The sequence below is a fragment of the Amycolatopsis sp. NPDC059027 genome, assembly GCF_042739735.1.
In the GTDB taxonomy this organism is placed as follows: domain Bacteria; phylum Actinomycetota; class Actinomycetes; order Mycobacteriales; family Pseudonocardiaceae; genus Amycolatopsis.
Window position 1 is genome coordinate 124,952 of the sequence record NZ_JBHYIK010000010.1, and the last position, 26,545, is coordinate 151,496.

Below are 26,545 nucleotides of genomic sequence, written 5' to 3' on the forward strand. Positions count from 1 at the left end.
GGAGCCACACTGCGCATAGCCGCCGAGAGGCGACCAAGTGCGTCGACCACCTTTCCGTTCATCGCGGGCTTGGTTCACGCTCACAGACGAGTCACAGGATCCGACTAGGATTCCGGGGTGACGATCAGCGCTGGGGCGGCGACGGAACCGGTGGGGCCACGGGCGCTGGTCCGCGACCCCGAGTTCCGCAGGCTGCTGTTCACCCGCTTCGCCGCGCAGTGGGGCGACGGCGTCTTCCGCGCGGGGCTCGCGGGTGCCGTGCTGTTCAACCCCGAACGAGGCGCGAACGCGCTGGCCATCGCCGGCGGATTCGCCGTTCTGCTCCTGCCGTACTCGGTGATCGGGCCCTTCGCCGGCGCACTGCTCGACCGCTGGGACCGGCGTCGCGTCCTGATCTTCGCGAACCTCCTGCGCGGCCTCGCGATCCTCGCCGCGGCCACCGCGGTCGGACTCGGCGCGGGCGGGATCGGGCTGTTCTCCCTCGCACTCGCCGCGGAGGGCGTCAGCCGGTTCATCGGCTCCGGGATGTCCGCCGCGCTGCCGCATCTGGTGCCGGAATCCAGCGTCGTCACCGCCAACGCGTTCGCCACGACGCTCGGCTCCGTGGTGGCGGTCATCGGCGGCGGATGCGCGATCGGGCTGCGTTTCCTGTTCGGCCCGGACAACGCCGGATCGGCGTGGACGACGTCGTTCGCGGTGCTCGGCACGATCGTCGCGGCGATCGTCGCGGGCCGGTTCCGCCGGGGGCAGCTCGGGCCAGACGTCGTCGACGAACCGACCAACCCGTTCGTCGCGGTCGCGCGCGGCCTGGCCGACGGCGCCCACCACGCCTGGCGCGCGCCGCGTGTCACCGCCGGATTCATCGCGCTGTTCGCGCACCGGGCGTCGTTCGGCGCCTCGCTGCTCGTGACGACCTTGCTGATGCGCAACTACTTCACCAATCAGGGCGTTTTCCGCGCCGGACTGCCGGGGCTCGGCCAGATGGTCGCCCTGGGCGGCGCGGGCCTGCTCGTCGCCGGTCTGCTGACGGCCTGGCTGGTCCGGGTGTTCGGCAGGCTCCGGGTGGTGCTGGGCGCGCTGGTGCTCGCCGCGCTCGCGCAGTCGGCGCTCGGCCTCCCGATGCTGCTGCCGACCGCGCTGCTCGCGTCGTTCGTGATCACCGGCGCCGGTCAGGTACTGAAGCTGTGCGTCGATTCGTCGATCCAGATCGACGTCGCCGACGAAGCCCGTGGCCGGGTGTTCGCGCTCTACGACACGTTGTTCAACATCACGCAGGTCGCCGCGGTGACACTGACCGCACTGTTCGTCCCGGACGACGGCCGCTCGCCGGGGCTGCTCGTCGCCGCGACGATCTGCTACCTGCTCGGCGGCGCCGGATACCTGCTGGCCACGCGCCGCGCGGCGCCCGCCTGATTCGCTGGCGCAAACCCTTGGCTCCCGGTTCACCCATATGGCCGGTACGCCGGGACGGCGGGCATTAGGGTTGGCCGCGTCCCGTCCCGCTCGACCCCCGGGAGCACAGTGACCACCCCCGGCGACGACCACGCCCGTCTCGAAGCACGCAATGCCGCGATGAAGGACCAGGTCGACACGCTGCTGGAGCAGTTCGAACGGCAGACCGAGCAGCTGCGGGACGCGCAGACGGCCGCCGCCGAGCTGACCGCGGTGGTGTCCTCACCGGACGGTCTCGTGCGCGCGACGATCGACTCGACCGGCTCGCTCGCCAAGCTCGAACTCGCGCCGAACTCCTTCGAGCGGACCACCCCGGCGCAGCTGGCGAACACCATCCAGAACCTCGTCCGGCACGGGTCGTTGCAGGTCAAGCAGAAGGTCGCGGATCTCATGGCCCCGCTGACCGAGGGGCTGCCCGACCTGGCCGATCTCGTCGAAGGCGCGCCGTCGCTGCGCGGCCTCATGCCGCAGATCCCGGACTTCCTCGAAGAAGAGGAACAGCCGCCACCGCCGCCGCGTCCGGATTCCTTCGAGGACCCGGCCGCCGGGTCGATCATGCGCAACGAGCAGGCCCCGCCGCCTCCGCCCGCACCACCCATGCCCGCGCCGAAACCAACTCCGCGCCGCGTGCGTCCCATCCAGGACGACGAAGACGAGGAACCACCCTCGTCCTGGATGCGGAGGGAGTGACCGATGCCGGACGGGCGCGGTTTCACCGCCGATCCGGAAGCGGTCAAATCCGCCGCCGGTGGGCTCGAAGTAGCCGCGGACAACCTCGAGGACGCCGCGAAGGAACTCCAGAGCGCGTTGAGCGCGCAGGGGGAGTGCTGGGGCGACGACGACTCCGGCAAGGAGTTCGCGAAGGACTACGTGCCGGGGGCGAAGGGCGCCGTCGAGGGCTTCGGCAACCTGGTCGAGGGCCTGCGCGGGCTCTTCCGCAATGTCGACCAGTCGATGAAGGCCCTCCACGGAGCTGACCAGACCGTCGCGGACACGCTCACGAAGGGCAAGGGGCAGTAATCCGTGGGTATGGAGATGCCCGACGCGGTCAAATGGCTGCTGCCCATCGTCGTCGGGGAGAGCTGGCCCGAGGGCGACGAGGACAAGCTCCGCGCGCTGCGGGACGCCTGGCACAACGCGTCCACCGCGATCCCGCAGGCCTCCCAGATCGGGAGCACCGCGGCCACCGGTGTCCTCAACAACTGGTCCGGCGACGGCGCGCAGGCGTTCGGCGAGCAGTGGAAGAAGTTCGTCGAGGGCGACGACGCGTACTTCAAGAACCTGGCCGAGGCCTGCAAGGCACTCGGCGATTCGTGTGATCAGACGGCGCTCGACGTCGAGTACACGAAGTACATGATCATCATCTCGCTGATCATCCTGGCCGCGCAGATCGCCGCGATGATCGCGGCCGCCGCGGTGACCTTCGGCGGGTCGACGGCGGGGATCGCGCCCGCGCAGATCGCCACCAGGATGACCGTCCAGATGCTGTTCCGCCAGCTGCTGGAGAAGCTCGCGCAGCAGGGGTTCAAGCAGGTCGCGAAGGAGCTGCTGGAGAAGTTCCTCAAGCAGGGTCTCAAGAAGATCGGCAAGGAGATCCTCAAGAACGAGGCGATGAACCTCGGGATGGACGCGGGGATCCAGGGCCTGCAGATGGCCAAGGGCGACCGCAAGGAATGGGACTGGAACAAGACCAAGGACTCGGCGATCAGCGGCGCGGTCGGCGGAGTCGTGGGCGCCGCGAGCGGATCGATCGGCCGCGGCGCGACGGAGGGGCTTTCGCACAGCGCCGGCGGCCAGGTCGCCGACGCCGCCATGCGTGCGGGCGCGCGCGGTGCCGTCGAGGGTGTCGCGCAGACGGTCGGGCAGGCCGCGGTCACCGGGAATCTCGGGGACCTGTCGGCGAAGGACCTGCTCACCGGCGCGTCGAGCGGCGCGGTCGGGGGCGCTGCAGGTGGCGCGAAGGAGCAGATCGGCCACATCAAGGAGGCCAACTCCCCGCACGCCGAGCCGTCCGGCGGCAGCCACTCCGGCGATTCCGGCGACGACGGCGGATCGTCGAACGAACCTTCGTCGCGCTCGGAACCTTCTTCGCGGACAACGGATTCCGAGCCGTCCTCACGTTCGTCGGAGTCGGAGCCGTCCACCCGGTCCTCGGAGTCCGAAGCGTCCTCGCGATCGTCCGAGCCTTCCGGTGAGTCGAGCCGGTCGAACGAGCCGACGTCGAATCACAGCCAGGAGAGCGGCGGTTCGACCGAGACGCGGACATCGGAGCCGTCTCATCAGTCCACTCAGGACAGTGGGTCGGGCCAGCACCACACCGGCGAACAACCGCAGCACGCGCCCGAGACCCAGCACGCCGCGGAAACCCAGCGTGCACCGGAAACCCAGCATGCGCCGGAAAGCCGCGCGCCCGAGCACACCACCGAGACGCCACAGACCCAGCACGCCACTGAGACGCCACGCGCGGCTGAGACACAGAGCGCCCCGGTGTCACACGACCCGGCGCCCGCGCACCAGAGCGAAACCCCGGCACACCGGTCTGCCGACACCGGGACGTCGACCAGTTCCGATCACGTCCAGCAGCCCGAACATCCGGCCGCGCCGCAGGAAGCCCCGCGCTCCGCGGCGGCCCAGACCACCGACGGCCCGGCACCGCAGCACCAGGCACCCGCCACGCAGCAGCAACCCGCGGCGAACCCGCCCGCGGGTGGTTCCGCCCCGCCGATGAGCGGTGGCGGCATGGGCGGGGGCATGGGCGGCGGTGCGCACGGATCGTCCGGTGGATCCTCGGGCGGTTCGTCGTCCGGCGGCTACGGCATGGCGCCGAACACCCCGAATCCGCCGCAGGGTGGCTTCACCCCTGGTGGTTACCCGGGCGGAGAGCCGCCGCGCCAGGGCCGCCCGCAGGACAACGTCGCCGCCGCCGGGTACACCGGTGGCGGTCAGCAGCCGATGCCCGAGGGCTTCCCCGGCCAGGGACAACCACCGCAGGCGCCTCCGCCGCCGCAGGGCGGGTTCGCGCCGCCACCGGGAGGAATGCCGCCAGGAGGCGGGATGCCCCCGGGCGGCATGCCGCCGGGCGGTGGCGGACCGCGCCCGTCCGGTCCGCCGCAGGGCGGTCCGCCGCCGAACCAGCCGCCGGGACCGCCACGTGGCGGTCCCGGTTTCCCGCCAGGGGATCCGCGCCGGATGCCCGAACAGTTCGGCGGACGTCCCGGGCAGCCCCAGGGTGGCCCGCCACGTCCGCCCGGACCCCCTCCCGGTCCGCCGGGTGGGCGTGGACCTGGCGGTTATCCCGGCCAGCCGCGGCCGGGCGGTCCGGTGGGCCCCGGCGGACCCGGTCCGCATCCGGGTGGCCGTCCGCCGATGCCGCCTCCGCCGGGGCGTCCGCCGATGGGGCCGCCGAACGGCGACCCGCGGTTCGGGCCGCACCAGGGCCGTCCACCGGGCATGCCGCCGCAGGGTCCCGGCCCGCGTCCACCGCAGCCGTTCGTGCCCGAACAGCCGCGTCCCGGACATCCGCCGCAGGGCCACGCGCCTACCCAGCAACCGCCGGGAACCCCGCAACCGCCGCACGTTCCGCACGAGCAACCGCGTCCGCAGGACCAGCGGCCGGTCGAGCGCACGCCGGAACACACCCCGGCGGAACAGCCGCGCCCGCCGGAGCAGCAGCCGTACGGGCGGGAGCGGACTCCGCAGCAGGAGACTCCCGCCGAGCGCGCGCCGGAACAACAGCCGCCGCACGACAACGCGGCCGCGCCGGAACACGGCCCGCGCGAGCAGGCGCCTGTGCAGCAGGGCACGGGCGAGCACCGCCCGACGGAGGCCCAGCGCGAGCAGGCCCCGGAGCAGCATGAGCCTGGCGCACGCGTGCCCGAGGAACAGCACACCCCGCAGGAGCGGACTCCGGAGCAGGAGCCCACCCCGGCCCACGAGCCGGAGCAGGCACCGCAAGAGCACGAACCCGCGGCACAGCACGACGAGCAGCCGCCCGTCGAGGATCACACGCCCGGCTCGCACGACGAGGGGCACTCGCCGGTCGACGAGAGCTACCTGCACGATCCCGAGTTCCGCAGTCACGATCCGGCGGACGTCGACCGGATCGTGGAGACCCAGCTCGAACACGGTCACGTCGACGCCGAGACCGGCGAGCTGCGGCACGAGCAGGTCCGCCGCGAGGCGCTGGCCTTGCGGGACAAGAACTTCCCGCACATGTCGGACGAGGGCGCGATCGCCGTCCACTCGTACACGCGCGTCGAAATGGTGCACCCGCTGACACACGCCCAGCGCATGGGCGGCGAGACGCTCGGCGATCTGACGCCGCAGGCGCGGGCGGTGACGTCCGGGCTCAACGAGATGCCCGAGCACGCCGGCACGGTCTCGCGGATGGTCAACTTCGACCGCCACGCCGGCCGGATGGAAGCGTTCCTGGCGAACTACCGCGAGGGACAGGTCGTCGTCGAGCCGGCGTTCCTGTCGACGTCGAAGATCGACGCCGAGCACCTGCGCAGCAACTTCCCCGGCGAAGTCGAGATGCGCATCGAGTCCAAGACCGGGCGCGACGTCTCGAAGCTCGCGGCGCTGGAGCACGAACGCGAAGTCATCATGAAGCCGGGTTCGCAGCTGCTCGTGCACGGCGTCGAGATGGGCCGCGGCCACCCGGACCACCCCGAGTACACGCACCGCAATCCCGACGGCAGCATCAACAAAGAGCCGAAGTGGATCGTGCACGCGGAGGAGGTCGCGCCCGGCGACCCGCGGCACCTCGGCGCGGACGAGGCCCAGCGGCAGATCGAGGAACGCCGCGAGCGCAACGTCGCCGACGAGGAACGCTTCCAACGCGAGCAGGAGGAAGCCGACCGGAAGTTCGAAGAGGAGCACCCCGAGCTCTTCAAGAACAACATCAAGGACATCTTCTCGGTGTTCGGCGGCGGCGAGGACACCACAGCCGGCCACCCCGAGCCGGAACCTCGCCACGAACCGGCGAAGCACGAGCCCGAGGGCGGCTGGTCGGAACTCGCGAAACCGCTGGAGCCCGGCGGCGAACCGGTGATCCACCACGACTCGGTCGAGACGCCGCAGCAGGAAGCACGGCTGCTGCGCGACAACCTCCGTGGCATCGAAGAGGTCAACACCCGCCACTACTACGCCGAAAACGCGCTGGAGAACGGCTACCGGACGAACTCCGCGGAGTCGATGGTGGCGTTCGAGCAGCGGATGAACGGCGAACCCGCCGTCGCCGCTCCTGCCGACGGCGCGCTGTCGCATCAGCAGAGCCTCGACCACGTCAGCGAACGGCTCGGCGGCCAGTGGAGCGATCGCGGCAACTTCGACAGCATCGCGCGGGAGCTGGGCGAACGTCCGGTCGGTGCGCGGACCGCGATCGCGTTCGAGCACCACGTGCCGGGCGACCCGCACGCCCCGGCGGACTCGCCCGCCGCGCATCCGCGGGTGGAGAGCCGGATCGTCGCGGCGGTCAAAACCGAGCACGGCGTCGTGTTCGCCGACCCGCGCAGCGGACGGCTGGCGGAACTGCCGCACGACGCGACGGGCATCAAGGCCATGCCGCTCGGCGGCGGTGAGGCGCCGACCCCACATCACACGACCGAGTCGCACACCCCCGAGCACCGGCCCACCGAGGAACACACCGGACACACTGAACGCGCCGAGCACGCGGAGTCCACAAAGGACACCGAGCCGCCCGCCCGTGAGCAGGAGCCCACCAGGGAAGAGCCGTCGTCCGACATCGCCGAACGCCTCGGCCAGGGCGCCGAAACCGCGCCACACAACGAGGACTACCTGTCCGACCCGGAGCACTGGGCGACCGAGGCCGATCACCGCAGCATCCGCGAAGCCGTCGGCGACCAGCGGATCTACGACCAGATCGCGGAAAACGCGCTGAGCCGCCGCGACGCGCACGAGCATTTGCGCCACATGACCGACGAGGGCGCGATCGCGGTCCACGGCTACACGCGCGGCGAGTACTCATACCACGTCAACGAGGCGAACAGGCACGGTCCGGGACACCCCGGTTTCGAGCTGGCACAGCACAATTCGCGCGCGATCGTGGACGGCCTCGCCCAGCTCCCCGATCACGTCGGCGAGGTCGTGCGCGGCATCGACGTGCACGGCGACCCGCATCTGGCGAAGCTGACCGCGGATCACTACGTCGTCGGCGAGACAACCATCGAGCCGACTTTCACCAGCGCGTCGATCAAGACCGGCGAGTTCTCCAGCTCGAAGTTCGGCGACGACGTCGAACTGCACATCCAGTCGAAAACGGGCAAGGACGTCTCCGCGCTGGCGGAGAATCCCGGCGAGCGCGAGTCGCTGTCCCGGCCGGGCACCCAGCTCCACGTGCACAGCAAGGAACTGGTGATCACGCCGGAGGGCAAGCGGAAGTGGGTCATCCACGCCGAGGAGGTCACCCCTGGCGACCCCCGTCATCTCGGCCCCGAGGACGCCAAGCGCAAGATGGCCGAGCGGCGGGAACGCTTCACCCAGGAAGCCCCCGAATACGCGCGGCGCAGGCAGAACGCCCTGATGGAGCGCCTCGGCGGCGCCGTCGAACCGGAGACCCCGCCCGCGAAGCCCGCCGAGCACACGGCATCCGAACCGTCCATTTCGGACCGTCTGGGTGGCCACGGCTTCGGCGAGGAACCCGCACCGCACGCCGACGAAACACCCGCGCACGACGGCACGTCCGCCCACGAACCGCCGGACTTCTCGTCGATGGCGCGGCCGACGAATCCGCCGTACGAGGCGGCGATCCACGCCGGCACCGCGTCGCCGGAGGAGCGTGCCGCCTACGTCCGCGAGCGGCATCCGCACCTCGGCGAGGTCAACCCGGGCTTCCACCAGCCGGGCGCGCTGGAGAACGGCTACATGTCGAACTGCACACGCACGCCCGAGGCGTACTGGGACCGGCTGCACGGTGGAAATGCCACGGCGGAGCCGATCCCGTTCGGCCAGATGGACAGCCGCGGCACGCTCGATCACATCGAGGACCGCTTCGGCCAGAAGTTCTCCGAACGCGCCGACTACGACACCGTGATCCGCGAAATGCGGGACATGCCCGAGGATCACCACGCCGTGGTCGCGGTGAAGTACGAGGACGCGAACGGCGTCGAACGCGGGCACGTCGCGATGGTCGTCAACACCCGCGACGGAGTGGCGTTCATCGACCCTCAGTCCGGCGACCTGCTGAACCTGCCCAAGCCGCCCAAGGACATCCGGCTCATGCACGTCGGCGTCCCGAACGCCGACGGCGTGCCGCACACCCCGGCCGCGCACGAGCACACCACGACGTCGCACGAACAGATGTCGCACGAGCAGGCCCCGAAAGAGCCGATCACGGAGCCGAAGCCCACCCAGCCGGTCGATCCGCGCATCGCGTACGCGCGGGACGGCGGCCCGCACGGTGTCGACGTGCGGCCGTCGCGGATCGGACCGGACGGGCGGCCGGTGCCGTCGTTCACCGAGCACGTCCCGGCGACGCCGGAGCACGCGCCTTCGGGGCACCACCAGCCCGAACACGGCGGCTACGGCATGGCGGAGCGACCGCACGACGAGCCCGCGACGAGCCACGAGCACGTCGACCCGCGCGTGCGAGAGGAAGCCGAGCGTTTCCTCTCGCGGCCGGAGGTCGAGGCCGCGCTGGACAGCCATGCCTCGGGCGACTACATCCGCGCGCACCTGGCCGAACACCCCGGCCTGCTGAACCTGATGCAGGACCCGGTGAACGAGACGCTGACCCGCTCGTTGCTGAACAACCCGAAGACCATCGAAAGCCTGATGGAGCACCCGGAGGCCATCCCGATCCTGGAGACCGCCGCGCACGAGGCCGTCACCCGGGGCGACGAGCTGGTCAGGGAGGTCCACGAGGCCGGCGTCACGCCGTTCGAGCCGACCCGGGAACAGATCGAGATCGCCGAAGCCGCTGAAGAGATCGCCGCGGGGGCGAAGCCCGAGGACCGCAAGCACGCCAGCTTCCTCCCGGAGTTCCGCAACAACGAGGAGGCCACCAAGCGGTGGGTGGCCGATGAGCGGGCGAACTGGCGGGCGAACCAGGACAAGCTGAACGCGATCGCGGACCGGCTCGCCGCGGAGAACGACGGCCACGCCGGTTACCGCACGAAGCCCAAGGAGGACGACCGCGCACTCGCGAAGATCGCCAAGTACAAGGGTGACGGCGGGCAGCTGACCGACCTCGTCGGCGCCAAGGTGCAGTTCGGCACGGTCGCCGACCTCTACAACGCGTTGCGCGAGCTGCAGAACGATCCGGCCCTCAAGATCGTCTACTTCGAGGACCGGATGGCCAACCCGAAGCCCAGTGGTTACCGCGACCTGCAGATGAACGTCCAGCTGCCGAACAAGCACGTCGCCGAACTGCGGCTGCACCTGACCCACATCGACAACGTCGCCGCCTACGAACACGCACTGTTCGAGGTGCGCCGCGACTTCGAGACGTTGAGCCGCCAGGAAGGCCGCGACGGCAAGTTGTCACCGGAAGAAGCGGCGCTGGACGCCGCGCTGATCGAGCAGTTGCGCGGGCGTTTCCAGGACGCGCTGGAACGGGGCCTGCCGCCCGCGACGCCTGAGGAGAATGCGTGATGGCCTTCCGGACTCCGATGTTCTTCAAGTACTTCGCCCAGCCCTACCGGGTGGACTCGACCCCGGACGGCGGGCTGACCGGGAAGATCCTCGACCTGGACACCGGCGAGTTCGTCGAGGACAACTCCCATGTCCGCGAGGCGGTCTGGGCGACGACCAGCTCGGACATCCGGACGCTCACCGAAGAACGGTTCGTCCAGGAAACGGAGGCCGCGCGCAACGAGTGGCTCCGCGGTGAGGGGGCGATTTTCGCGCTCTACGAAACGGTGAACGGCCTGTACCAGCTCGCCCGCGACGAGGACCGTCCGCTGGCGGCGCAGGAACGGGCGCTGATCCAGTCGCTCTACCGGCGCACCTTCACGATGTGGGAGGACGAGTTCGCCCGACGCGCGGCCGGTGAGCCGCCGTCGTTCCCGGTCACGAGCAGGTTCCCGGAAGGGAGCACGTGATGGGCCGGCACAGGGCACGATGATTCACGTGGAACAACCCCTGTCCCCCGAAGAACAGCGCGCCGTGCTGATCGGCATCGGCAAGCTGGTCCGTGCCCACCGCGTGGACGACACGCTGCCGGTCGAGGTCTCGTTCCGGCAGGCCGGAAAGCACACCGAACTCGAGGTCCGCAACGCCGGCGAACAACCGGAGCTGACGAACCTGTTCAGCCGGCTCCGCGCCGGGATGTACGCCACCGGTCGTGGCACCTGGCTCCAGTCGCGGTTCACCCTCGCCCCGGACGGCACGTTCGACTTCGACTTCACCCTCGACACCGAACCGGCGTGGAACGAACCGCCGGAGCAGGGCTCGACGGCCTATCCCGACGAACTCGCCGAGTTCCCGCGCGAGGACGAGCACATCCCGGACTGGTGGCGGCTGCGGGCGCAGCTCCCGCTGGGGGTGGTGTTCCGGCACGCCCGCGTCGTCGACGCCTACACCGAGGGCGAGCCGCCGAAGGTCGACCGCGAGCCGTTGCCCGAGGCCGAGGTGCCGCTGGTGCTCCAGTACCTCGAACGTGAGGCCGTCGTGCTCGCCGGGGACGGACTCGGCCCGGACATCTTCGCCGACGGCGCACCGGAAGACGTCCCCGAGCGGTATCACACCGACGGCGTCTGGATCTGGCACGCGTCCGTACCGCACTACCTGCGCAAATACGGGCTCCCGCCGGAGCCGGACCTGGTCGCGCACATCCGCGCGAACACCTTCCAGCCGCCGTATGTCGAGCACCTCGTCCGCCGGACCGCGGAGGCCGACCTGCTCGGCCGCCCGAGACCCAGACCCGGCCGCGCCGACGTCAAGAGGACCGAGGGCGACGTCGCGGCCGAGCTGGAGACGACGCCGAATCCGCGGCTGCCCGACGACGAGCTGCTGATCGTGCTGGTCCGCAGGCTCGGTGAGCACGGTGTGTGGCCGGAGGCCTACCGCATCGGCGAGCGGGCCGACGGGACCTGGTGCCTCAACTTCACTCCCGATGGCTGGGAAGTCGCCGCGCACGCCGACGGCGCCCCGGTCGCCCCGCGCTACTTCGAGCGGCTTGAGGACGCGGCTCAGCAACTGCTCGGCGCGTTGCTGCTGCACCCGGCTCGGATGACCGCCGGGCACGAGACGCCGCTCGAGACCGCCAAGGAGCTCGCCGACTGGCCTGTTCAGGCGGCCGCGGGTGAGCCTCCCCTCACCCTTCTCCGGAACAAGCGCATCACCCGGCTGGTAGCGGGTACGGTCGTTCTGCGTTTCGGTGAGGAACCCGGGAACCTCGTGCACCACGACGGGGTACGGTTCGCCACGACGTCCCTGCCGCTCGAGCGGGAGCGCGTCGTGCGGGGCTACCGGCTCCGCCGCCCACTGCACGTGATCACGGGGATCACGGTTCCGTGGGCGAATCTGCCGGGTGGGGCGGTGGCCTACGTGCTGCCCAGGACGATCGCCGAGCACGAGTCCGACGGAAGCCTGGAGAGGATCGAGTAGGTGGAAGCGGCGGAAGCGATTGCCAAGGTCGACGAGTGGCTGCGCGCCGTACACGGCCCCGATGTGTCGGGCCCCGGCGGGCTGCGGATCGACCAGGAAAAGGTACGGCGCATCCCCGAAGGCTGGTCGGTGCCGTACAACACCATCGCCTTCCTCGACGAGGGGAAGGCCGAGAAGGAGATCTTCCCGCCGCCCTCGGTCGTGGTCCGCGAACCGGACGGCGAGCTGCGGCAGGCGCATCCGCACCCCGGCGGGCTGAGCGTGCCGGTCGCGTTCCCGGGTCAGGAGAACTGGCGCGAGGTCGTCGACCCGGAGTACGTCAAATCCGGCCTCGGTGAGCTGGGCGTGCCGCTGCCCGCGGTCGCGGGCTGGGTCAAGGTCAACGACGACGGCGTGCAGACCGGCGAGGAGCGCGAGAACCCGGAGTACAAGGCCGGGCCCATCCGCCGCGGCTATCCCAAGCCGGAGAACACCCTCGAAACGCTGTTGTCGTTCGCGAGCGTCGGCTGGCTGACCCGCGAGCAGCTGCTGATCGGGCTGTTGCGCTGCGAGGTGTTCGTCCCGCTCGACCTCGAAACCGGCAAGACCGACCGCTTCTACTTCACCGAGGAACGCAACGAGCTCAAGGTCTTCAGCTCGACCCGCAATCTGCCCTCGCGCGAGCACGGCTGGTGGCAGGTCGACCTCGCCACGCTCGCGGAGTTCGAACATCCGCCGAACCTGGTGATCAACGGTGGTCCGGCGACCTTCGAGGACGTCAGCGGCCCCGAGCTCGCCGACATCGCGCGCCGCTTCCCGCGTCGCGAACCGCGGATCGACACCCACGGCAAATGCCCGGAGGCCGAAGAGGATCTGGAGCGCGTGGCGCGGGAGACCGCGACCCGGATGGGCCTCGCCGAGCCGGTCAGCCCACCGCTCGGCGCCGCCGAGAAGGCCCGCAAGCGCGGGTACGAGCTGACGGCCGAGGAGTGCCAGAAAACCGTCCTCGGCGAGTCGTGGCTGCGACGGCTCAGCCTGCCGGAACCGCCGCCCGGGCGCCCCAACGACCTGCGCGCGAACGGGCTCGCCCCGGCCTACGACAACGACGGCAACACCGTGCCGAGGCTGGACACGTTCGGCAAGTACTTCGAGCGTGAACTCGACGGTTACCGCTACGGCTGGCAGCGTGTCACCGGCGCGTACATCGGCTTCGCGCTCGGCGAGGCGCTCGGCACGGCCGTCGACCGGATGCGGTTGGACGAGATCCACGCCAAGTACGGGCCCGAGGGCGTCACCGATCTGCCGCTCGCCTTCGACCAGCCGGGCCGGATCGGCTCGCTGACCCAGCGGCTGCTGTTCTACACCGAGGCCGTCATCCGCAGCCCGCACCGCGAGCAGCCGGAGTCGCGCGAGGTCGAGCAGCAGTTCGGCGACGTCGTGCGCGGTGCGCTGCGGCGCTGGCTGCACACCCAGGGCGCGCCGCTGGACGACCCCGACGGCTGGCTGGTCAAGGTGCCGGAGCTGCGCGTCCGCCGGACCTCGGACGACGTGCTGCTCAACTCCTACCACGGGGTGGTGACCAACGACCCGCAGACGCCGCCGATGTCCGGGCCCGCCGCACTGATCCCGGCGTTGCCCGCGGCGCTCACCGTCGCGGGACCCGGCAGCGGGTTCAGCGGCGGATCACGCCAGGCCGTCCGCGAACTGGCGGGCCTCACCCATCCCGGCGAGCCCGACCTCGCCGCCGCGACCTACCTGACCTGGCTGTTCGAGCCGGCGCTGACGAAGGACGCGTTCAGCTATCCGATCTGGAACCTGTCCCGGGAGATCCTCAACCCGGACAACCAGTACCAGCAGGGCCCGGAGTGGGACGCGGTGAAGGCGATGGTGGCGGAGTCCGTCCCGTTCTTCGCCGAGCACGGCCTGCCCGATCTGCGTGCCCCCGAGCTGATCGGCGACGGCAAGAGCACGCTTTCCGTGCTGGGACGTGCTTTCGCCGCATTGTCCGGCTTCGAGAACTACCCCGAGCAGGCGCTGCTGCGCGCGGTCAACCACTCGGGCCGCAGCGCGCTCACCGGGGCGATCGCCGGAGCGTTGCTCGGCGCGCGGACCGGGATCCCCGGGCTGCCGCAGAAGTGGGTCGATCAGCTCGACCTGCGGTACCTCGTGGAGAACGTCGCGTCGGACGTGTACTGGCACTTCGACCGGCACTCGGCGCTCGGCGCGCTCGGCGAGCAGTGGATTCAGCGGTATCCCCGGCACTGATCCGCCGGGACCGCAAGGATGGGGAACATGAACGCAGAGGAAGCCGTCGCGCGCCTCGAGGACTGGCTGCGGAACACACCGGACGGAGATCGCACGACCGGCCCGGCCGCGCTGCGCGTCCGGCCGGAGTACACCGTGCACCGCAACGGCGGCTGGAACTTCACGCTGAACGCCGCCGGCTACCTCGACGGCACCGACCCCGGCAAGGGCCTGTTCCCCAGCCCGGTGGTGTTCGTGCCCGACGACGGCGGCGAGATCACCTACGACCTGGCGATGATGGCCCGTGGCGCGGGTGACAGCGAAAACACCGCCGAAACCGGCTTCACCGAGTGGCGGTCCGACGTCGACCCGGAGTTCGACACCGAAGCGTTCCCCGAGCTGGGGATCCCGAAGCGCGCGGTGCGCGGCTGGGCCCAGCACACGCTGTACGACCAGAAAACCGGCGAGTACAAGGCGAATGCCGAGTACCGGCCCGGTCCACTGTGGACGGGTTACCCGACACCAGTCACCGATGTCGAGAAGCTCGTCGGGTACCTCAACGTCGGCTGGCTCAGCCGCGGCGAATTCACCGCCGCACTGCTCGACCGCGATGTCTTCGTGCCGCTGCACAACGGCGAGCCGATCTTCCGGCCGCTGCGGAACGGGCCGCCGGGGGACACCCGGGAACTGATCGCGTTCAGTTCCTCGACGAAGGTCCCGGCTGCCTATCCCGAGCGGCTCGTCGGCCAGCCGCGCCAGATCCTGAACCGCTGGCGCACCTACGCGATGACGCTCGACCCCGGCGGCCCGACGCCGATCTCGCTGACCTCGCGCGAGTTGTACCTCGTCCGCGATCCGCTGCCGCCGGGCGTCGAAGTACGCGAGCCGGTGACCGTATTCGCGCCCGAAGCGAGCCCCGAGGTTCTCGACGCGCTGCCCGCCCTGACCGACCAATTCGCCATCACGCCGCCCGATCTGCTGTCGCGACACCTCGCATACGTCGCGAAAGGCGCGCGCGAGAACGGCTACGAGCTGAGTGCTGCGGAGTGCCTGAAGTACCTTCGCGCCTTCGCGCTGCGCTACCGCAACGCGGCCAACCTGCGGAATGGACAACCACAGGACTGGCCCGACGACCTGGCCACCGAGGGCCTGATCACGCATTTCGCCGACGACGGCTCGCCGCGTCCGGTGCCGTGGACGTTCGGGAAGTTCCTCGCCGAGGGCACGCCTAGCAGTGCGTACGCGTGGCATCGCGTCCTCGGCGCGTACGTCGGCTTCGCGATCGGGGACGCGCTGGGTTCGGGCGCCGACCCCGCCGGGGCGCTGCCGCTCGGCGGTCTGACCCGGCAGCTGCTGTTCCACACCGAATCCGTGATCCGCGGCCTGCCGTCGATCACCGAGACCGGGGAAGTACCCGCGACGCTCCCCGCGGGCGGACGTCCGGACGGCTGGATCGCGCGGGCCACCGCCCACGCGGGCCCGCCGCCGTCGGACTTCTCGGGCCTGTTCGCGACGGCGTTGGCCGCGACCCTCGCGGGTGGCGTCGAAATGTCCACTGTGGATGGTGAGGTCTACGCGAAGGCCGTCGCGCGCGAGCTGACCGGCACCGCGGCCGGTCCGGAGATCTCGGCGGGCGTCGACCTGCTGGTGACCTTGTTCCGCGCGCTGCTCACCAAGGACGAGTTCGCGCTGCCGGTGCACATCCTGCTCAAGCAGCAGGAGGGCAACGACCTCGCGAAGTCCGTCCTCGCCCTGCGTGAGGACCGTGCGGCCGACGACGCCACGCAGTTCGACGGCATCGGCGACGGCCGGTCGCCGCTTTCCGTGCTGGGCCGCGCGTTGTTCGCCGCCGCCAAGCGCGGCCACGACCCGGAAGCCGCGCTGGGACTCGCCGCCCACGGTGGGCCGGTCTGCGCCGCGCTCGTCGGCGCGATGGTCGGCGCCCGCGCCGGCGTTCCCGGCCTGCCGCTCGCCTCGTCGCTGACCGACCTCGGCGTGTTGGACAACGTCGCCACCGACGTCTTCCGGCATTTCAACCGTTTCGGCGTCGCGCGGGAACCCTCCGAGCGCGAACGCTGGCAGCGGCGCTACCCCCATGGAGAGAACTAAGTGCACGACTGGCTTCACTTCCCGGCCGTACGGTCCCGCTTGCGGGGCAGCCTCCTCGCCGGGGCGATCGGCGACGCGCTCGGCGCGAAGACCGAGTTCGATTCGATCGACCGGATCCGGGAGATCGCCGGACCGGACGGGATCACCGACTTCATCCCGGCATACGGCGGCGTCGGCCGGATCACCGACGACACGCAGATGACGCTGTTCTCCCTCGAAGCGCTGATCAGGGCCCACGCGCAGCGACGCCGCGAGGGCTCCGACAGTGTTGTTGACGTCGTCCAGTCGCTGCAGATGGCCTACCAGCGGTGGCTGCACACACAGGGCGTCGCGTGGGACCGGGCACGAGGCCCGGAGTCGGACAGCGAGGCGCCCGACGGCTGGCTGATCACGCACCAAGACCTGTTCAGCCGCCGCGCGCCGGGGTTGACCTGTTTCGGCGAGCTGGAGGCGTACGGACGCACCGGCAAACGCGGCAGCGTCGACCGGCCGGTGAACAACTCGAAGGGCTGCGGCGGCGTGATGCGCGCGGCGCCGATCGCGCTGTGGTCGGAGAACCTCGCGGAGCTGTTCACCCTCGGTGCGGAGAGCGCCGCGCTGACCCACGGTCACCCGAGTGGGTATTTGTCGTCGGGCACTTTCGCGGTGCTCATGCACCTGCTGCTGCGTGGCGAACCGCTGCCCAGCGCGGTCGCGATCGCCCGGCTGGAGCTGGAACGGCACGAGCACCACGAAGAGCAGTCCGATGCGCTGGCCCAGGCGCTGGCGCTGGCCAAGGAGGGGCCGCCGACGCCGGAGAAGCTGGAAAGCCTCGGGCAGGGCAACGTCGGCGAGACCGCGCTGTCGATGTCGGTCTACGTCGCGCTGACCACGTCGGACGCGGATTCCGCGCTGCTCGCGTCGGTCAACCACAGCGGCGACAGCGACTCGACCGGCTCGGTGTGCGGCAACCTCGTCGGCGCGATGTACGGCGAGCAGGCGCTGCGCGCGAGCTGGCTCGACCGCCTCGAACTACGCGAAGTGATCGAGCAGCTCGCCGACGACGCGCTGGCGGAGTTCGCGACGTCCGCTTCGGACGCGCCAGGGGATGACGGTTGGTACGAGCGTTACCCAGCCGGTTAGATTGAGCCCCCAGCACTGGGGATGGGGAGGAACGAACGTGCGTTACCGGGTAGAAGCGGCACATCGCCCGGATGGCCTATACGCGTCCTGGGGTGAGGGCGTGTACGCCGCCCAACGGTCCACAACGGACGGCACGATCCTGCTGTCCACGGCTGCGGGCGAGGAAGCTCCGGCGGATTTCGACCGCGAGTACGAGGGCCGTCCGGCCAGGATCGTGCTCGCGAACGAGGTACCAGCGACGTTCAGCCTCCGGACCTTCTGCGAATACGACGACGAGCTGTACGAGGTGGCGCCCGGCGACGGCAGGTTCACCCTGCGCTGGACCCGCGACGATCCGGCACGGGCCGCGCAGCTGGGGCTCGTCGACTTCTCGGTGACCGTCGACCCCCGGCAGGTGACCGCGCTCTGGCAGGTCCGGAACGATTTCGTCGAGAGCGTCGAGAACGCCCCGGAGCCGGGCACGGGTGACCAGAACGCGTTGTTGCGCGCGATCGGGCGCGCGCTGCGGGACGCGGCGCCGTCGGGCTGGCAGCGCGTCGCCGCGCAGTTCCGCCAGGTCGGCAACTACGCCGAGCTCGAGATCCGGGTGGTCGGCGACGACAACGGCCCCGTGTCGGTCTCGCTGCCGGCGCCGCCCCGGCTGTCGGCGTACTTCGCGCGGCTGCGGTCGGCGATGTACAAGCCGGAGGAAGGCGCGTGGTTCCAGGGCACGTTCACCCTGGACGCCGCCGGCCAGTTCGACTTCGATTACGACGCCCAGCACGAGCCGACCTGGCGGGTCGCGCCGAACGACGGGGGCCGTCCGTCGACCGCGCCCTACGGTGTCGAGCTGGCGTCGTACCCGCGCGCGTCCAAGCACATCCCGGGCTGGCTGGCCGTGAAGGCCGGGCTTCCGCTGGACGTGACGTTCCGGCACGCCCTCGTCGTCGACGCGCACAACGAGGGCGAACGACCGGTGGTGAACCGGCCGCCGGTACCGCCGGACCAGGTCCGCGGGGTGCTCGACTACCTGTTCCGCGCGCCCGTCGCGGTACATCGGCCCGCGCCACTGCCGGACATCTTCGCGCCGCCCGGCGCCCCACCGGACGTGCCGGACGCCTTCCACACCGACGGGTTCTGGATCTGGCCCGCCGCGGTGCCGCATTACCTGCGGAAGTACGGGGTGCCGCCGGAGCCGGAGTTCGTCGACTACATCCGGGCCGCGGGTTTCCGGCCGCCGTACGTCCCCGAGCTGGCCCGCGCGACAGCGGAGGCGGAGGTCCTCGGCGCGCCGCGACCCGCGCAGTCCGAGGCGGACCTGCCCGACGACAGCCTGCTGACCCGCGTCGTCCGTGACGGCGACGTCGGGAAGCTGAGTGCGTCGGAGACGCTCGACCTGCTGTTCCACCGGCTGACCGAACTCGGGATCCCGTCCGCGGCGTACCGGATCGGCGCGAACGAGATGCCCGCCGAGGGCGTGTGGACCCTGCGTCGTGCCGAGAACGGCTGGGAGGTCTCGCGGCCGCCCACCGACCAGCCCGTCGCGTTCGCCAACCTCGGCGACGCGGCCCGGTTCCTGCTCGGCACCCTGCAGTTGTTCCCACTCCACGCGGCGGAGGAGTCCGACCAGCCCGCCGACTGGCCGATCCTGCCGATGCGGGGCGAGCCACCGCTGAACTTCTTCCGCGGCAAGCGGATCGTCGTGCTCCCGGCGGGGACGACGGTGCTGCGGTTCGGCACGGAAACCGGCAATCTCGTGCACGCCGAGACGACGCGGTTCGCCGAGACGTCGCTGGCGTTCGACCGCGAGCGGGAGCGGCGGCTCTACCGGGTCCAACGGACGCTGCGCGTGCTCACCGGCGTGACCGCGCCGTGGAACGGGATGCCGGGTGGCGCGATCGCCTACGTCCTGCCGCGGCCGATCGCACAGCACCTGGAGGCCGGCGCGCTCAGCCGCGTCCAGTAGCGGTGACGAGGACGGCGGGGGACCACCAGTAGTCGGCGAGGGGCTCGACCTCGACGTCGGTGTAACCCGCTTCGGTCAGCTGCGTCACCCACGTCGCCGCGGGGTGTTCCCAGTTGGTGCGCTCCTTCGCGGTGACGAGGCCGAGCAGCACCGGCAGCAGGAACCCTTGTGCGACAAGCGAAGCGTCGGTGCCGTACTCCGCGACCCCGCGTTCGTAGCGGGTGACCAGCGAGCGGAGGTGTTCCGGCGAACCCTCGACGTACTCGGGGACGTCGAACTCGGCGATCACCAGCTTGGCCGTACGTGGCCTCAGCACCCGCAGCACGCCGGCACGTTCGGCGGGCGGGATCGACTGCAAGGCGAACGTCGACTGGGTGAGATCCCACCGGGGGTTCTCGTGTCCGAGGAAGCTCTGCGCGGTCGCCTCCCACGTGTGGACCTCGCGCACCAGCCGCCTCCGCGCCGCTTCGAGCAGCGCCCCGGACGGCTCCACCAGATCGACCCGCATCGGGGAGTGCCGCGCCTGGGCGAGCGCGGGCACGACCGCGAGCCCGTCGCCGCAGCCGAGGTCGAGCAGTGCCTTCGGCTGCTGGGCGTCGTAGCGCGCGGCGAGTTCGGCGCTGAGCCGCCGGTACAGCTCGACGTTCCCGCCGCCGCGGATGAACGTGGTGAACGCCCGCGGCTGCTCGTACACCGGCCCGGCCGTCTCGCCGCCCAGGTACGTCCGGAGTTCCGCGGCGAGCAGCGATCCCGCCTCGGCCGCGGCTTCGACATGCGCGCTCGCGGCGGTCAGATCGGCGGCACGATACGCGGCGAGGGCGGCGGCGAGCGAGTCGGTGATCGTCACCCTTCCGTGTTTACCGGACCGGGCCTCAGCAGGGCACCCACAATGTCACCCTGGTGCCACTGCCAGGACTCGATTCGACCCGCGCGGTGCCGCCGACCTCGCCCAGCCGCGCGGTGATGGACTCGCTGATCCCGAACCCGGCGGGCGCGGTGTCCGGGCTGAACCCGGTGCCGTGGTCACGGATGATCACCGCGATGCCGCGGTCGCGTTCCTCCACCCGGACCACGACCTTGTCGGTCCCGGCGTGCTTCATGGTGTTGCGCATCGCCTCGCGCACGGCGTCGCGGATCGCGATCTGCCGGACCTCCGACAGCGTGTCCTCGTCGAGCTCGGCGACCACGAGCTGGGCGCGGAGCCCGTCGCGCGCCATCTCCGCGGCGAGTGCCGCGAGCTTCTCGCCGAGCGGCCGCGAGCCCGCCTCGGCCCGGTCGGCGTTCGCGTTCTCGATCAGCTGCCGGACCTCCATCGCCTGCGCCCGCGCGAGCCGCCGCACCTCGATCAGCCTGCGGCCGGGATCCTCCGTACCGCCGAGCGCGATCGCCTCCAGCGTCTGCAGCACGGTGTCGTGCAGCAGCCGGTGCTGCTGGGCGCGTTCGGCGAGCCGTCCGTTGCGGATGCCGTACGCGAGCGCGAGCCGGGTGCCGAGCCCGATCATCACCAGCGCCCCTCCCGCGGTGAACAGGACGCCGAGCATCGCGGGGTAGGTGCCGACCGCGTCGCGGATGTCGACATGGCCACTGCTCAGCCACGTCGCCAGCAGCCGGGTGGGAAAGCTGGCCACGGCGAGTGCCAGCCCGGACGGGATGCCGAGCGCGAGCGTGAGCAGCGCGACCTCGCCGAAGAGCTGTTTCGCGGGCACGAGCAACGCATCGGCGTACACGTGGTTCGGGACGCTCAGCGCGATGATCACCGGCGAGAGCAGCGTGAACGCGACGTCGACGGCGATGAGCCGAGCCGCGCCACGCGGTTTGAACGGCGCGGACCGCAGCAGCCACCGGACGCCGTAGGCACTGAACACGAAGGACACGAGCGCGATCGCACCGACCACGACCGCTCCGGTGCTCCCGTGCGCCGAGACATACACGGCGAACGCGCCCGGAATCGCGAACAGGCGGTAGACCAGCGGGACGACGGCGACGTAGCGGGCCGAGCGCAGCAGCAACCCGTCGCGATGGGTGGAATCGACCGGCCCGGCGATCTTCGAGATCCGGCGCAGCGCACGGACCGGCGTCGGATCGCCGACCTCGTCGGACAACTCGCTCGTCGCGGTGGCCAGCGCGGGCGCGCCGCGGCGCAACAGTGTCACCAGGAAACTGGCGCCGCGCTCCGGCTGAGGCGCCTCGCCCGCCATCGATCCTCCCTGCCCGGCACCGGGCCCCGTCCCCGTACCGAGCCAGGAGTATCTCCAACCGTTGGCAAAACGGTCCAGCGTCCGAACGGGCGGCTGCGAATCCGTAATACGGAATTCTCTCGGGTTTCTCCACGGCCGAGCGCCGCCCGGGGAGCGATAGCAAAGGTCCCTTGCTCTCCCCGCCCAGGTCAGAGGCGCCTCAGGAAGGGTCGCCGATGCCGTTCTCGGCCGCCCAGCGCTTCAGCTCGGCGACGGCCTCGTCGTGCTCCAGCGGCCCACGGTCCAGCCGCAGCTCCTTGAGGAACTTCCACGCCTTCCCGACCTCCGGCCCCGGCTTCAGGCCCAGCAGCTGCATGATCGCGTTGCCGTCGAGGTCTGGCCGGACGCGGTCGAGGTCCTCCTGCTCCTTGATCCGCGCGATCCTGGCCTCGAGGTCGTCGTAGGTCGCCTGCAGCGCGGCGGCCTTGCGCCGGTTGCGGGTCGTGCAGTCGGCGCGGACCAGCTTGTGCAGCCGGGTCAGCAGATGTCCCGCGTCGGTCACGTACCGGCGGACCGCCGAATCCGTCCACTCGCCCTTCCCGTACCCGTGGAACCGCAGGTGGAGGAACACGAGCTGGGAGACGTCCTCGACGATCTCCTTCGAGTACTTCAAGGCCCGCAAACGTTTGCGGGCCATCCGGGCACCGACCACCTCATGATGGTGGAAGCTCACGCCACCGCCGGGCTGGAACTCGCGCGTGGCCGGCTTCCCGATGTCGTGCAGCAGGGCCGCGAGCCGCAGCACGAGGTCCGGCTCCGAGGTCGGCTCGTGCCGGGACTCCAGATCGATGGCCTGGGCCAGCACGGTCAGCGAGTGCTGGTAGACGTCCTTGTGCTGGTGGTGCTCGTCGATCGCCAGCCGCATCCCTGGCACCTCGGGGAGGACACGCTCGGCGAGCCCGGTGTCGACCAGCAGTTCCAGGCCGGGCCGCGGATCATCCGCGAGAAGCAGCTTCGACAGCTCGGTCTGGACGCGCTCGGCGGTGATCCGGTCGATCTCGTCCGCCATCGATGTCATCGCGTCGACGACGCGCGGTGCGGCCGTGAAACCCAGCTGGGCGGCGAACCGCGCGGCCCGCAGCATCCGCAGCGGGTCGTCGGCGAACGACTCCTGCGGCGTGGCCGGGGTGTCCAGCACCTTGTCGTGCAGTGCCTGCAACCCGTCGTGCGGATCGATGAACGTCTTCGTGGTCAGGTCGATCGCCATCGCGTTGACCGTGAAGTCGCGGCGCAGCAGATCGCCCTCGATGCTGTCGCCGAAGGTGACCTCGGGGTTGCGGCCGACGCGGTCGTAGGCGTCCGCCCGGAACGTCGTGATCTCGAGCGTCATGCCCTTCTTCGTCACGCCGACCGTGCCGAAGGCGATCCCGACGTCCCACACCGCGTCGCCCCACGCGTTGACGATCGCCAGCACCTGGTCCGGCCGGGCGTCGGTGGTGAAGTCGAGATCGCTGGACAGCCTGCCCAGCATCGCGTCGCGCACGCTGCCACCGACGAGGTACAACCGGTGACCCGCCTGGGCGAACCGCGTCGCGAGTTCATCCGCCAGCGGGGAGATGCGCATGAGTTCCGCCACCGTGTTCTGCATCGCTGAGGTGTGCTGGGCAGTACTGTGCTGGGCGGCCTGGTTGGCGACCACGTTGTTCACGGGAATCCCACTACTCGAGGTGTGTGCTTGCTTTCGCCACACCGGACACGGACACGGTGAGCCAGCGTACCCGGACACCCGTTTGCTCTAGCATCGCAGCATGTCTGGATCAGCCGGTCGCACCGGCGCCTCGAAGCCGCGAAGGCGACGCAGGCGTCAGCGCGGCAGGCGGCTGACCACGGTCGACGAGACGTCCGCCGGCGGGCTGGTCGTCGATCCGGCCCGCGAACACGCGGTGCTGATCGGCCGTCTCGACCGGCACGGCAAACTGCTCTGGTCCCTGCCGAAAGGTCACATCGAGGACGGTGAGACGGTGGAACAGACCGCGGTGCGCGAGGTGAAGGAGGAAACCGGCATCTCCGCGCGCGTCCGGCGGCCACTGGGCACCATCGACTACTGGTTCGTGGCCGAACGACGCCGGGTCCACAAGACCGTGCACCACTTCCTGCTCGAGTCGTACGGCGGCGAACTCTCGGACGAAGACGTCGAAGTCACCGAGGTCGCCTGGGTGCCACTCGCCGAGCTGGAATCCAGACTCGCCTACGCGGACGAGCGCAAGCTCGTGCGCAAGGCCAAAGAACTCTTCGCGCACGAAAAGCGCGCGCCCGAGGGAGCCCCCGAGTGAAGCGGTTCGCCGCCTTCGTCCTTGTCGTCCCGCTGCTCGCCTTCTCCGCCCTGTTCGGCGGCACCGCGCAGGCACAGGTGGAGCAGGAGCCGCCGCGGCTGCGGCTGGACATCACCCAGCTGAACCCGAGGGTGATCACCACCAGCTCGACGACGTTGACCATCTCCGGCTCGATCACCAACATCGGTGACCGCCGGATCTCGACGCCGAAGGTGCGGCTCGAGGTCGGCGACCGGCTGACCAGCTCCAAGCAGCTCGCCGACCGGCTGGCCGGGGCGGGTGGCACCGACCCTTCGCTGACCGACTTCGCGGTGGTGACCCAGGAGCTGGAGCCGGGACAGACCGCTCCGGTGAACGTGACCGTCAACCTCACCGGCGGCCGCGCGGCCTACCAGCTGGCGAAGCCAGGGGTGTACCCGCTGCTGGTCAACGTCAACGGCACCCCGGAGTTCGGCGGCCAGGCCCGGCTCGCCGCGGTCAGCACGCTGCTGCCGGTGCTCAGCGCGCCGGGCAGGTCCGCGCCGGAGAAGCCCGCCAAACCGGCGAGCGTGACCACGCTCTGGCCGATCGCGGACAACCTCCCGCACGTCTACTCGGCGGCGCTCGGCGGCCCGCTGACCCTGACCGATGACAGGCTCGCGGACGAGCTCGGCACCGGCGGACGACTGAACGCACTGGTCACGGCGGCGCGCACGGCCCAGACGGACGACCAGCGGCTCGCCTCGTCGCTGTGTTTCGCGATCGACCCCGACCTGATCCAGACAGTGGACGCGATGACGCGCGGCTACCAGGTCCGCGTCGGCGCGGGCACGGTCGAGGGCAGGGGCGTCCAGGCCGCCCAGGACTGGCTGGCCGGCCTGCGCGCGCTCGTCGCCGGGCGCTGTGTGGTGCCGCTCCCGTTCGCCGACGCCGACCTCGGCGCGCTGACCCGGATCCGCTCCGGCAGCGGCAACGCCGACCCCGGGCTGCTGGCCAAGGCGGTCGGCGGCGCGGGCACGATCACGCAGCTGCTGAACGTCCAGCCGCTGAACGGCGTGCTGTGGCCCGACGGGACGCAGGACGACCAGACGCTGACCGCCATGGCGGGCGCCGGGATCCGCACGGTGCTCACCAGCTCGGCGAACCTCCAGTCGGACGAGCTGGTGACCAGCGAGGTCACGCTGACCGGCAGCGGGATCAGGGCGCAGCCGATCGACGCGCTGATCTCGGACGCGATGAACGGGGTCGCGAATCCCCACCCGCCGATGGCCAACACGGTGCTCTCCAGCTCGGTGCCCGCGATCTCGGCGCAGAACGGGCTGGCCGCGATCGCGTTCCGCGCCGGTCTCGGACAGAGCCAGCAACAGCCGGGTGCGCACCTGCTGGTCGCTCCGCCGCGACACTGGGACGCTCCGCTGTCCGAGGTGTCCGGCTTCCTGCAACGCGTCGGCGACTACCTCGGCTCGGGGCTCGTCACGGCCACCGACCTGCCGAAGCTGCTCAACGGCTCGGCGTCGGGCACCGCGTCGATGAACACCAAGGGCGACCTCGCGTCGGGCCCCGACGGCGACGTCACCACGGCGCTGTCCCGCATCAACGGCCAGGCCGCCAACCTGCAGTCGGCGATGGTGGCGGATCCGACCAAACCCAAACCGGTGAAGCCGGAGGACGTGACCGAGCCGGTGCGTGGCGCGCTCCTGCGCGGCGCGTCCACCACGTGGCGTGGCGCGGACGCGAGCATCGTGACCGCGAACGCGAAGGGTGACCTCGACGCGATCAGCGACCGGATCACCGTCGAGCGGCCGAAGCAGACGATCGCGCTCGCCTCCGGGGCGTCACCACTCCCGGTGTACGTCAGCAACGAGCTGCCGGTGGGGATCTGGACCCGGATCGCCTTCAACAACAACTCCGGCCTGCGCCTCGACGACAAACGGAACCTGTTCTACCCGGCGGGCGGCAGCAAGAACGAGTACATCCCGGTCGAGGCGCTGCGCGCGGGACGGCTCAGTGTCGATGTGTCGTTGAGCACCCCCACCGGTACTCCGCTCGGTTCACCCGCTCGGTTCGAACTGACGTCCACCGAGTACGGCGCGATCACCATCATTGTCACCATCACCGCAGGTGGAGCGCTACTTCTGCTCGCTTCGCGGCGGATCTACCGGCGCGTCAAAGAGGCGAAGTCCGGCCGCGGCGGAACCAGCTGACACCCTCGGAGCGTTCGTCGTTTGAGTGTTTCGGGGGGTCGCCGATTACCCTGGTTCGACCGGTGTCGCGGCGGCTGCCCCGCTGAGGCACGCCAGAACGAAGACCGAGGATTGGGCACGCGTGGACAATGAGCCGGGTAAACCACCCGAGCGTGCGAGTCGTCCTCGGCGCGAAGGCCACCCGCCGCGACAGCGTCGTGAGCGGAGTGACCGGGGAGAGCCTCCGCCTCGTCCGACGCGCACCGAACGGCCCGCGCCGAACGAACGCCGTCAGCCACCTCCCCAGCAAAACCCGCCCCCGGAACGTCGCGAGCGGCCGCAACCGCCGGTGAACGGCAGGGGCAGGCCGCTGCCGCCGCCCGACAACCGGACCCGCCGGATGCCGCCGGTGGAGCGTCCCGGCCAGACACCACCACCGCCCGGCGCGGCACC

General features: G+C 70.8%; 15 protein-coding genes. 12 read left to right on the forward strand and 3 right to left on the reverse strand.

What is annotated here, in order from left to right:
- The first annotated feature begins 117 nt into the window (after positions 1 to 117).
- The 10 genes from ACFWY9_RS09675 (at position 118) to ACFWY9_RS09720 (ending at position 19,420) form a co-directional block, all read left to right on the forward strand.
- Positions 118 to 1,413, forward strand: a complete 1,296-nt coding sequence (locus tag ACFWY9_RS09675) for an MFS transporter (protein ID WP_378326548.1) — start codon at positions 118 to 120, stop codon at positions 1,411 to 1,413.
- A 108-nt stretch (positions 1,414 to 1,521) separates the two neighbouring features.
- Positions 1,522 to 2,142 (forward strand): YbaB/EbfC family nucleoid-associated protein, encoded by a 621-nt coding sequence (locus tag ACFWY9_RS09680; RefSeq protein ID WP_378326547.1) that lies wholly within the window; start codon positions 1,522 to 1,524, stop codon positions 2,140 to 2,142.
- A gap of 3 nt (positions 2,143 to 2,145) precedes the next feature.
- The gene (locus tag ACFWY9_RS09685) at positions 2,146 to 2,472 is read left to right on the forward strand and encodes a WXG100 family type VII secretion target (RefSeq protein WP_378326546.1); all 327 of its coding nucleotides are present in this window, start codon (positions 2,146 to 2,148) and stop codon (positions 2,470 to 2,472) included.
- Positions 2,473 to 2,481: 9 nt separating this feature from the next.
- Positions 2,482 to 10,065, forward strand: coding sequence for a toxin glutamine deamidase domain-containing protein (locus tag ACFWY9_RS09690; protein WP_378326545.1), 7,584 nt, complete (start codon positions 2,482 to 2,484; stop codon positions 10,063 to 10,065).
- On the forward strand, positions 10,065 to 10,514 hold the full coding sequence (locus tag ACFWY9_RS09695) for a hypothetical protein (RefSeq protein ID WP_378326544.1): 450 nt from the start codon (positions 10,065 to 10,067) through the stop codon (positions 10,512 to 10,514). The genes ACFWY9_RS09690 and ACFWY9_RS09695 overlap by 1 nt, the downstream gene beginning before the upstream one ends.
- Before the next feature lie 19 nt (positions 10,515 to 10,533).
- Positions 10,534 to 12,021 (forward strand): TNT domain-containing protein, encoded by a 1,488-nt coding sequence (locus tag ACFWY9_RS09700; protein ID WP_378326543.1) that lies wholly within the window; start codon positions 10,534 to 10,536, stop codon positions 12,019 to 12,021.
- Positions 12,022 to 14,265 (forward strand): ADP-ribosylglycohydrolase family protein, encoded by a 2,244-nt coding sequence (locus ACFWY9_RS09705; RefSeq protein ID WP_378326542.1) that lies wholly within the window; start codon positions 12,022 to 12,024, stop codon positions 14,263 to 14,265.
- A 27-nt stretch (positions 14,266 to 14,292) separates the two neighbouring features.
- Positions 14,293 to 16,353, forward strand: coding sequence for a YrhB domain-containing protein (locus ACFWY9_RS09710; protein ID WP_378326541.1), 2,061 nt, complete (start codon positions 14,293 to 14,295; stop codon positions 16,351 to 16,353).
- Positions 16,354 to 17,475, forward strand: a complete 1,122-nt coding sequence (locus tag ACFWY9_RS09715) for an ADP-ribosylglycohydrolase family protein (protein ID WP_378326540.1) — start codon at positions 16,354 to 16,356, stop codon at positions 17,473 to 17,475.
- A 37-nt stretch (positions 17,476 to 17,512) separates the two neighbouring features.
- The gene (locus ACFWY9_RS09720; protein WP_378326539.1) at positions 17,513 to 19,420 is read left to right on the forward strand and encodes a glycohydrolase toxin TNT-related protein; all 1,908 of its coding nucleotides are present in this window, start codon (positions 17,513 to 17,515) and stop codon (positions 19,418 to 19,420) included.
- On the opposite strand, the gene ACFWY9_RS09725 is transcribed toward ACFWY9_RS09720, so the two are convergent.
- The 3 genes from ACFWY9_RS09725 to ACFWY9_RS09735 all read right to left on the reverse strand — a co-directional run bounded on the left by ACFWY9_RS09725 (position 19,404) and on the right by ACFWY9_RS09735 (position 23,245).
- Positions 19,404 to 20,267 carry a class I SAM-dependent methyltransferase gene (locus tag ACFWY9_RS09725; RefSeq protein WP_378326538.1) on the reverse strand — a complete coding sequence of 288 codons (864 nt, stop codon included), beginning with the start codon at positions 20,265 to 20,267 and terminating at the stop codon, positions 19,404 to 19,406. The two genes, ACFWY9_RS09720 and ACFWY9_RS09725, sit on opposite strands and share 17 nt — an antisense overlap.
- A gap of 25 nt (positions 20,268 to 20,292) precedes the next feature.
- Positions 20,293 to 21,618, reverse strand: coding sequence for a sensor histidine kinase (locus ACFWY9_RS09730; protein ID WP_378326537.1), 1,326 nt, complete (start codon positions 21,616 to 21,618; stop codon positions 20,293 to 20,295).
- 199 nt (positions 21,619 to 21,817) lie between these two features.
- Positions 21,818 to 23,245, reverse strand: coding sequence for a CCA tRNA nucleotidyltransferase (locus ACFWY9_RS09735; protein ID WP_378338625.1), 1,428 nt, complete (start codon positions 23,243 to 23,245; stop codon positions 21,818 to 21,820).
- A 160-nt stretch (positions 23,246 to 23,405) separates the two neighbouring features.
- Here ACFWY9_RS09735 and ACFWY9_RS09740 point away from each other — a divergent pair, with 160 nt between their 5' ends.
- Together ACFWY9_RS09740 and ACFWY9_RS09745 are read left to right on the forward strand one after the other, a co-directional pair.
- Entirely contained in the window at positions 23,406 to 23,930 is a 525-nt protein-coding gene (locus ACFWY9_RS09740; RefSeq protein ID WP_378326536.1) for an NUDIX hydrolase, read from the forward strand.
- Positions 23,927 to 26,113 carry a DUF6049 family protein gene (locus ACFWY9_RS09745; RefSeq protein WP_378326535.1) on the forward strand — a complete coding sequence of 729 codons (2,187 nt, stop codon included), beginning with the start codon at positions 23,927 to 23,929 and terminating at the stop codon, positions 26,111 to 26,113. The genes ACFWY9_RS09740 and ACFWY9_RS09745 overlap by 4 nt, the downstream gene beginning before the upstream one ends.
- The last annotated feature ends 432 nt before the right edge of the window (positions 26,114 to 26,545 follow it).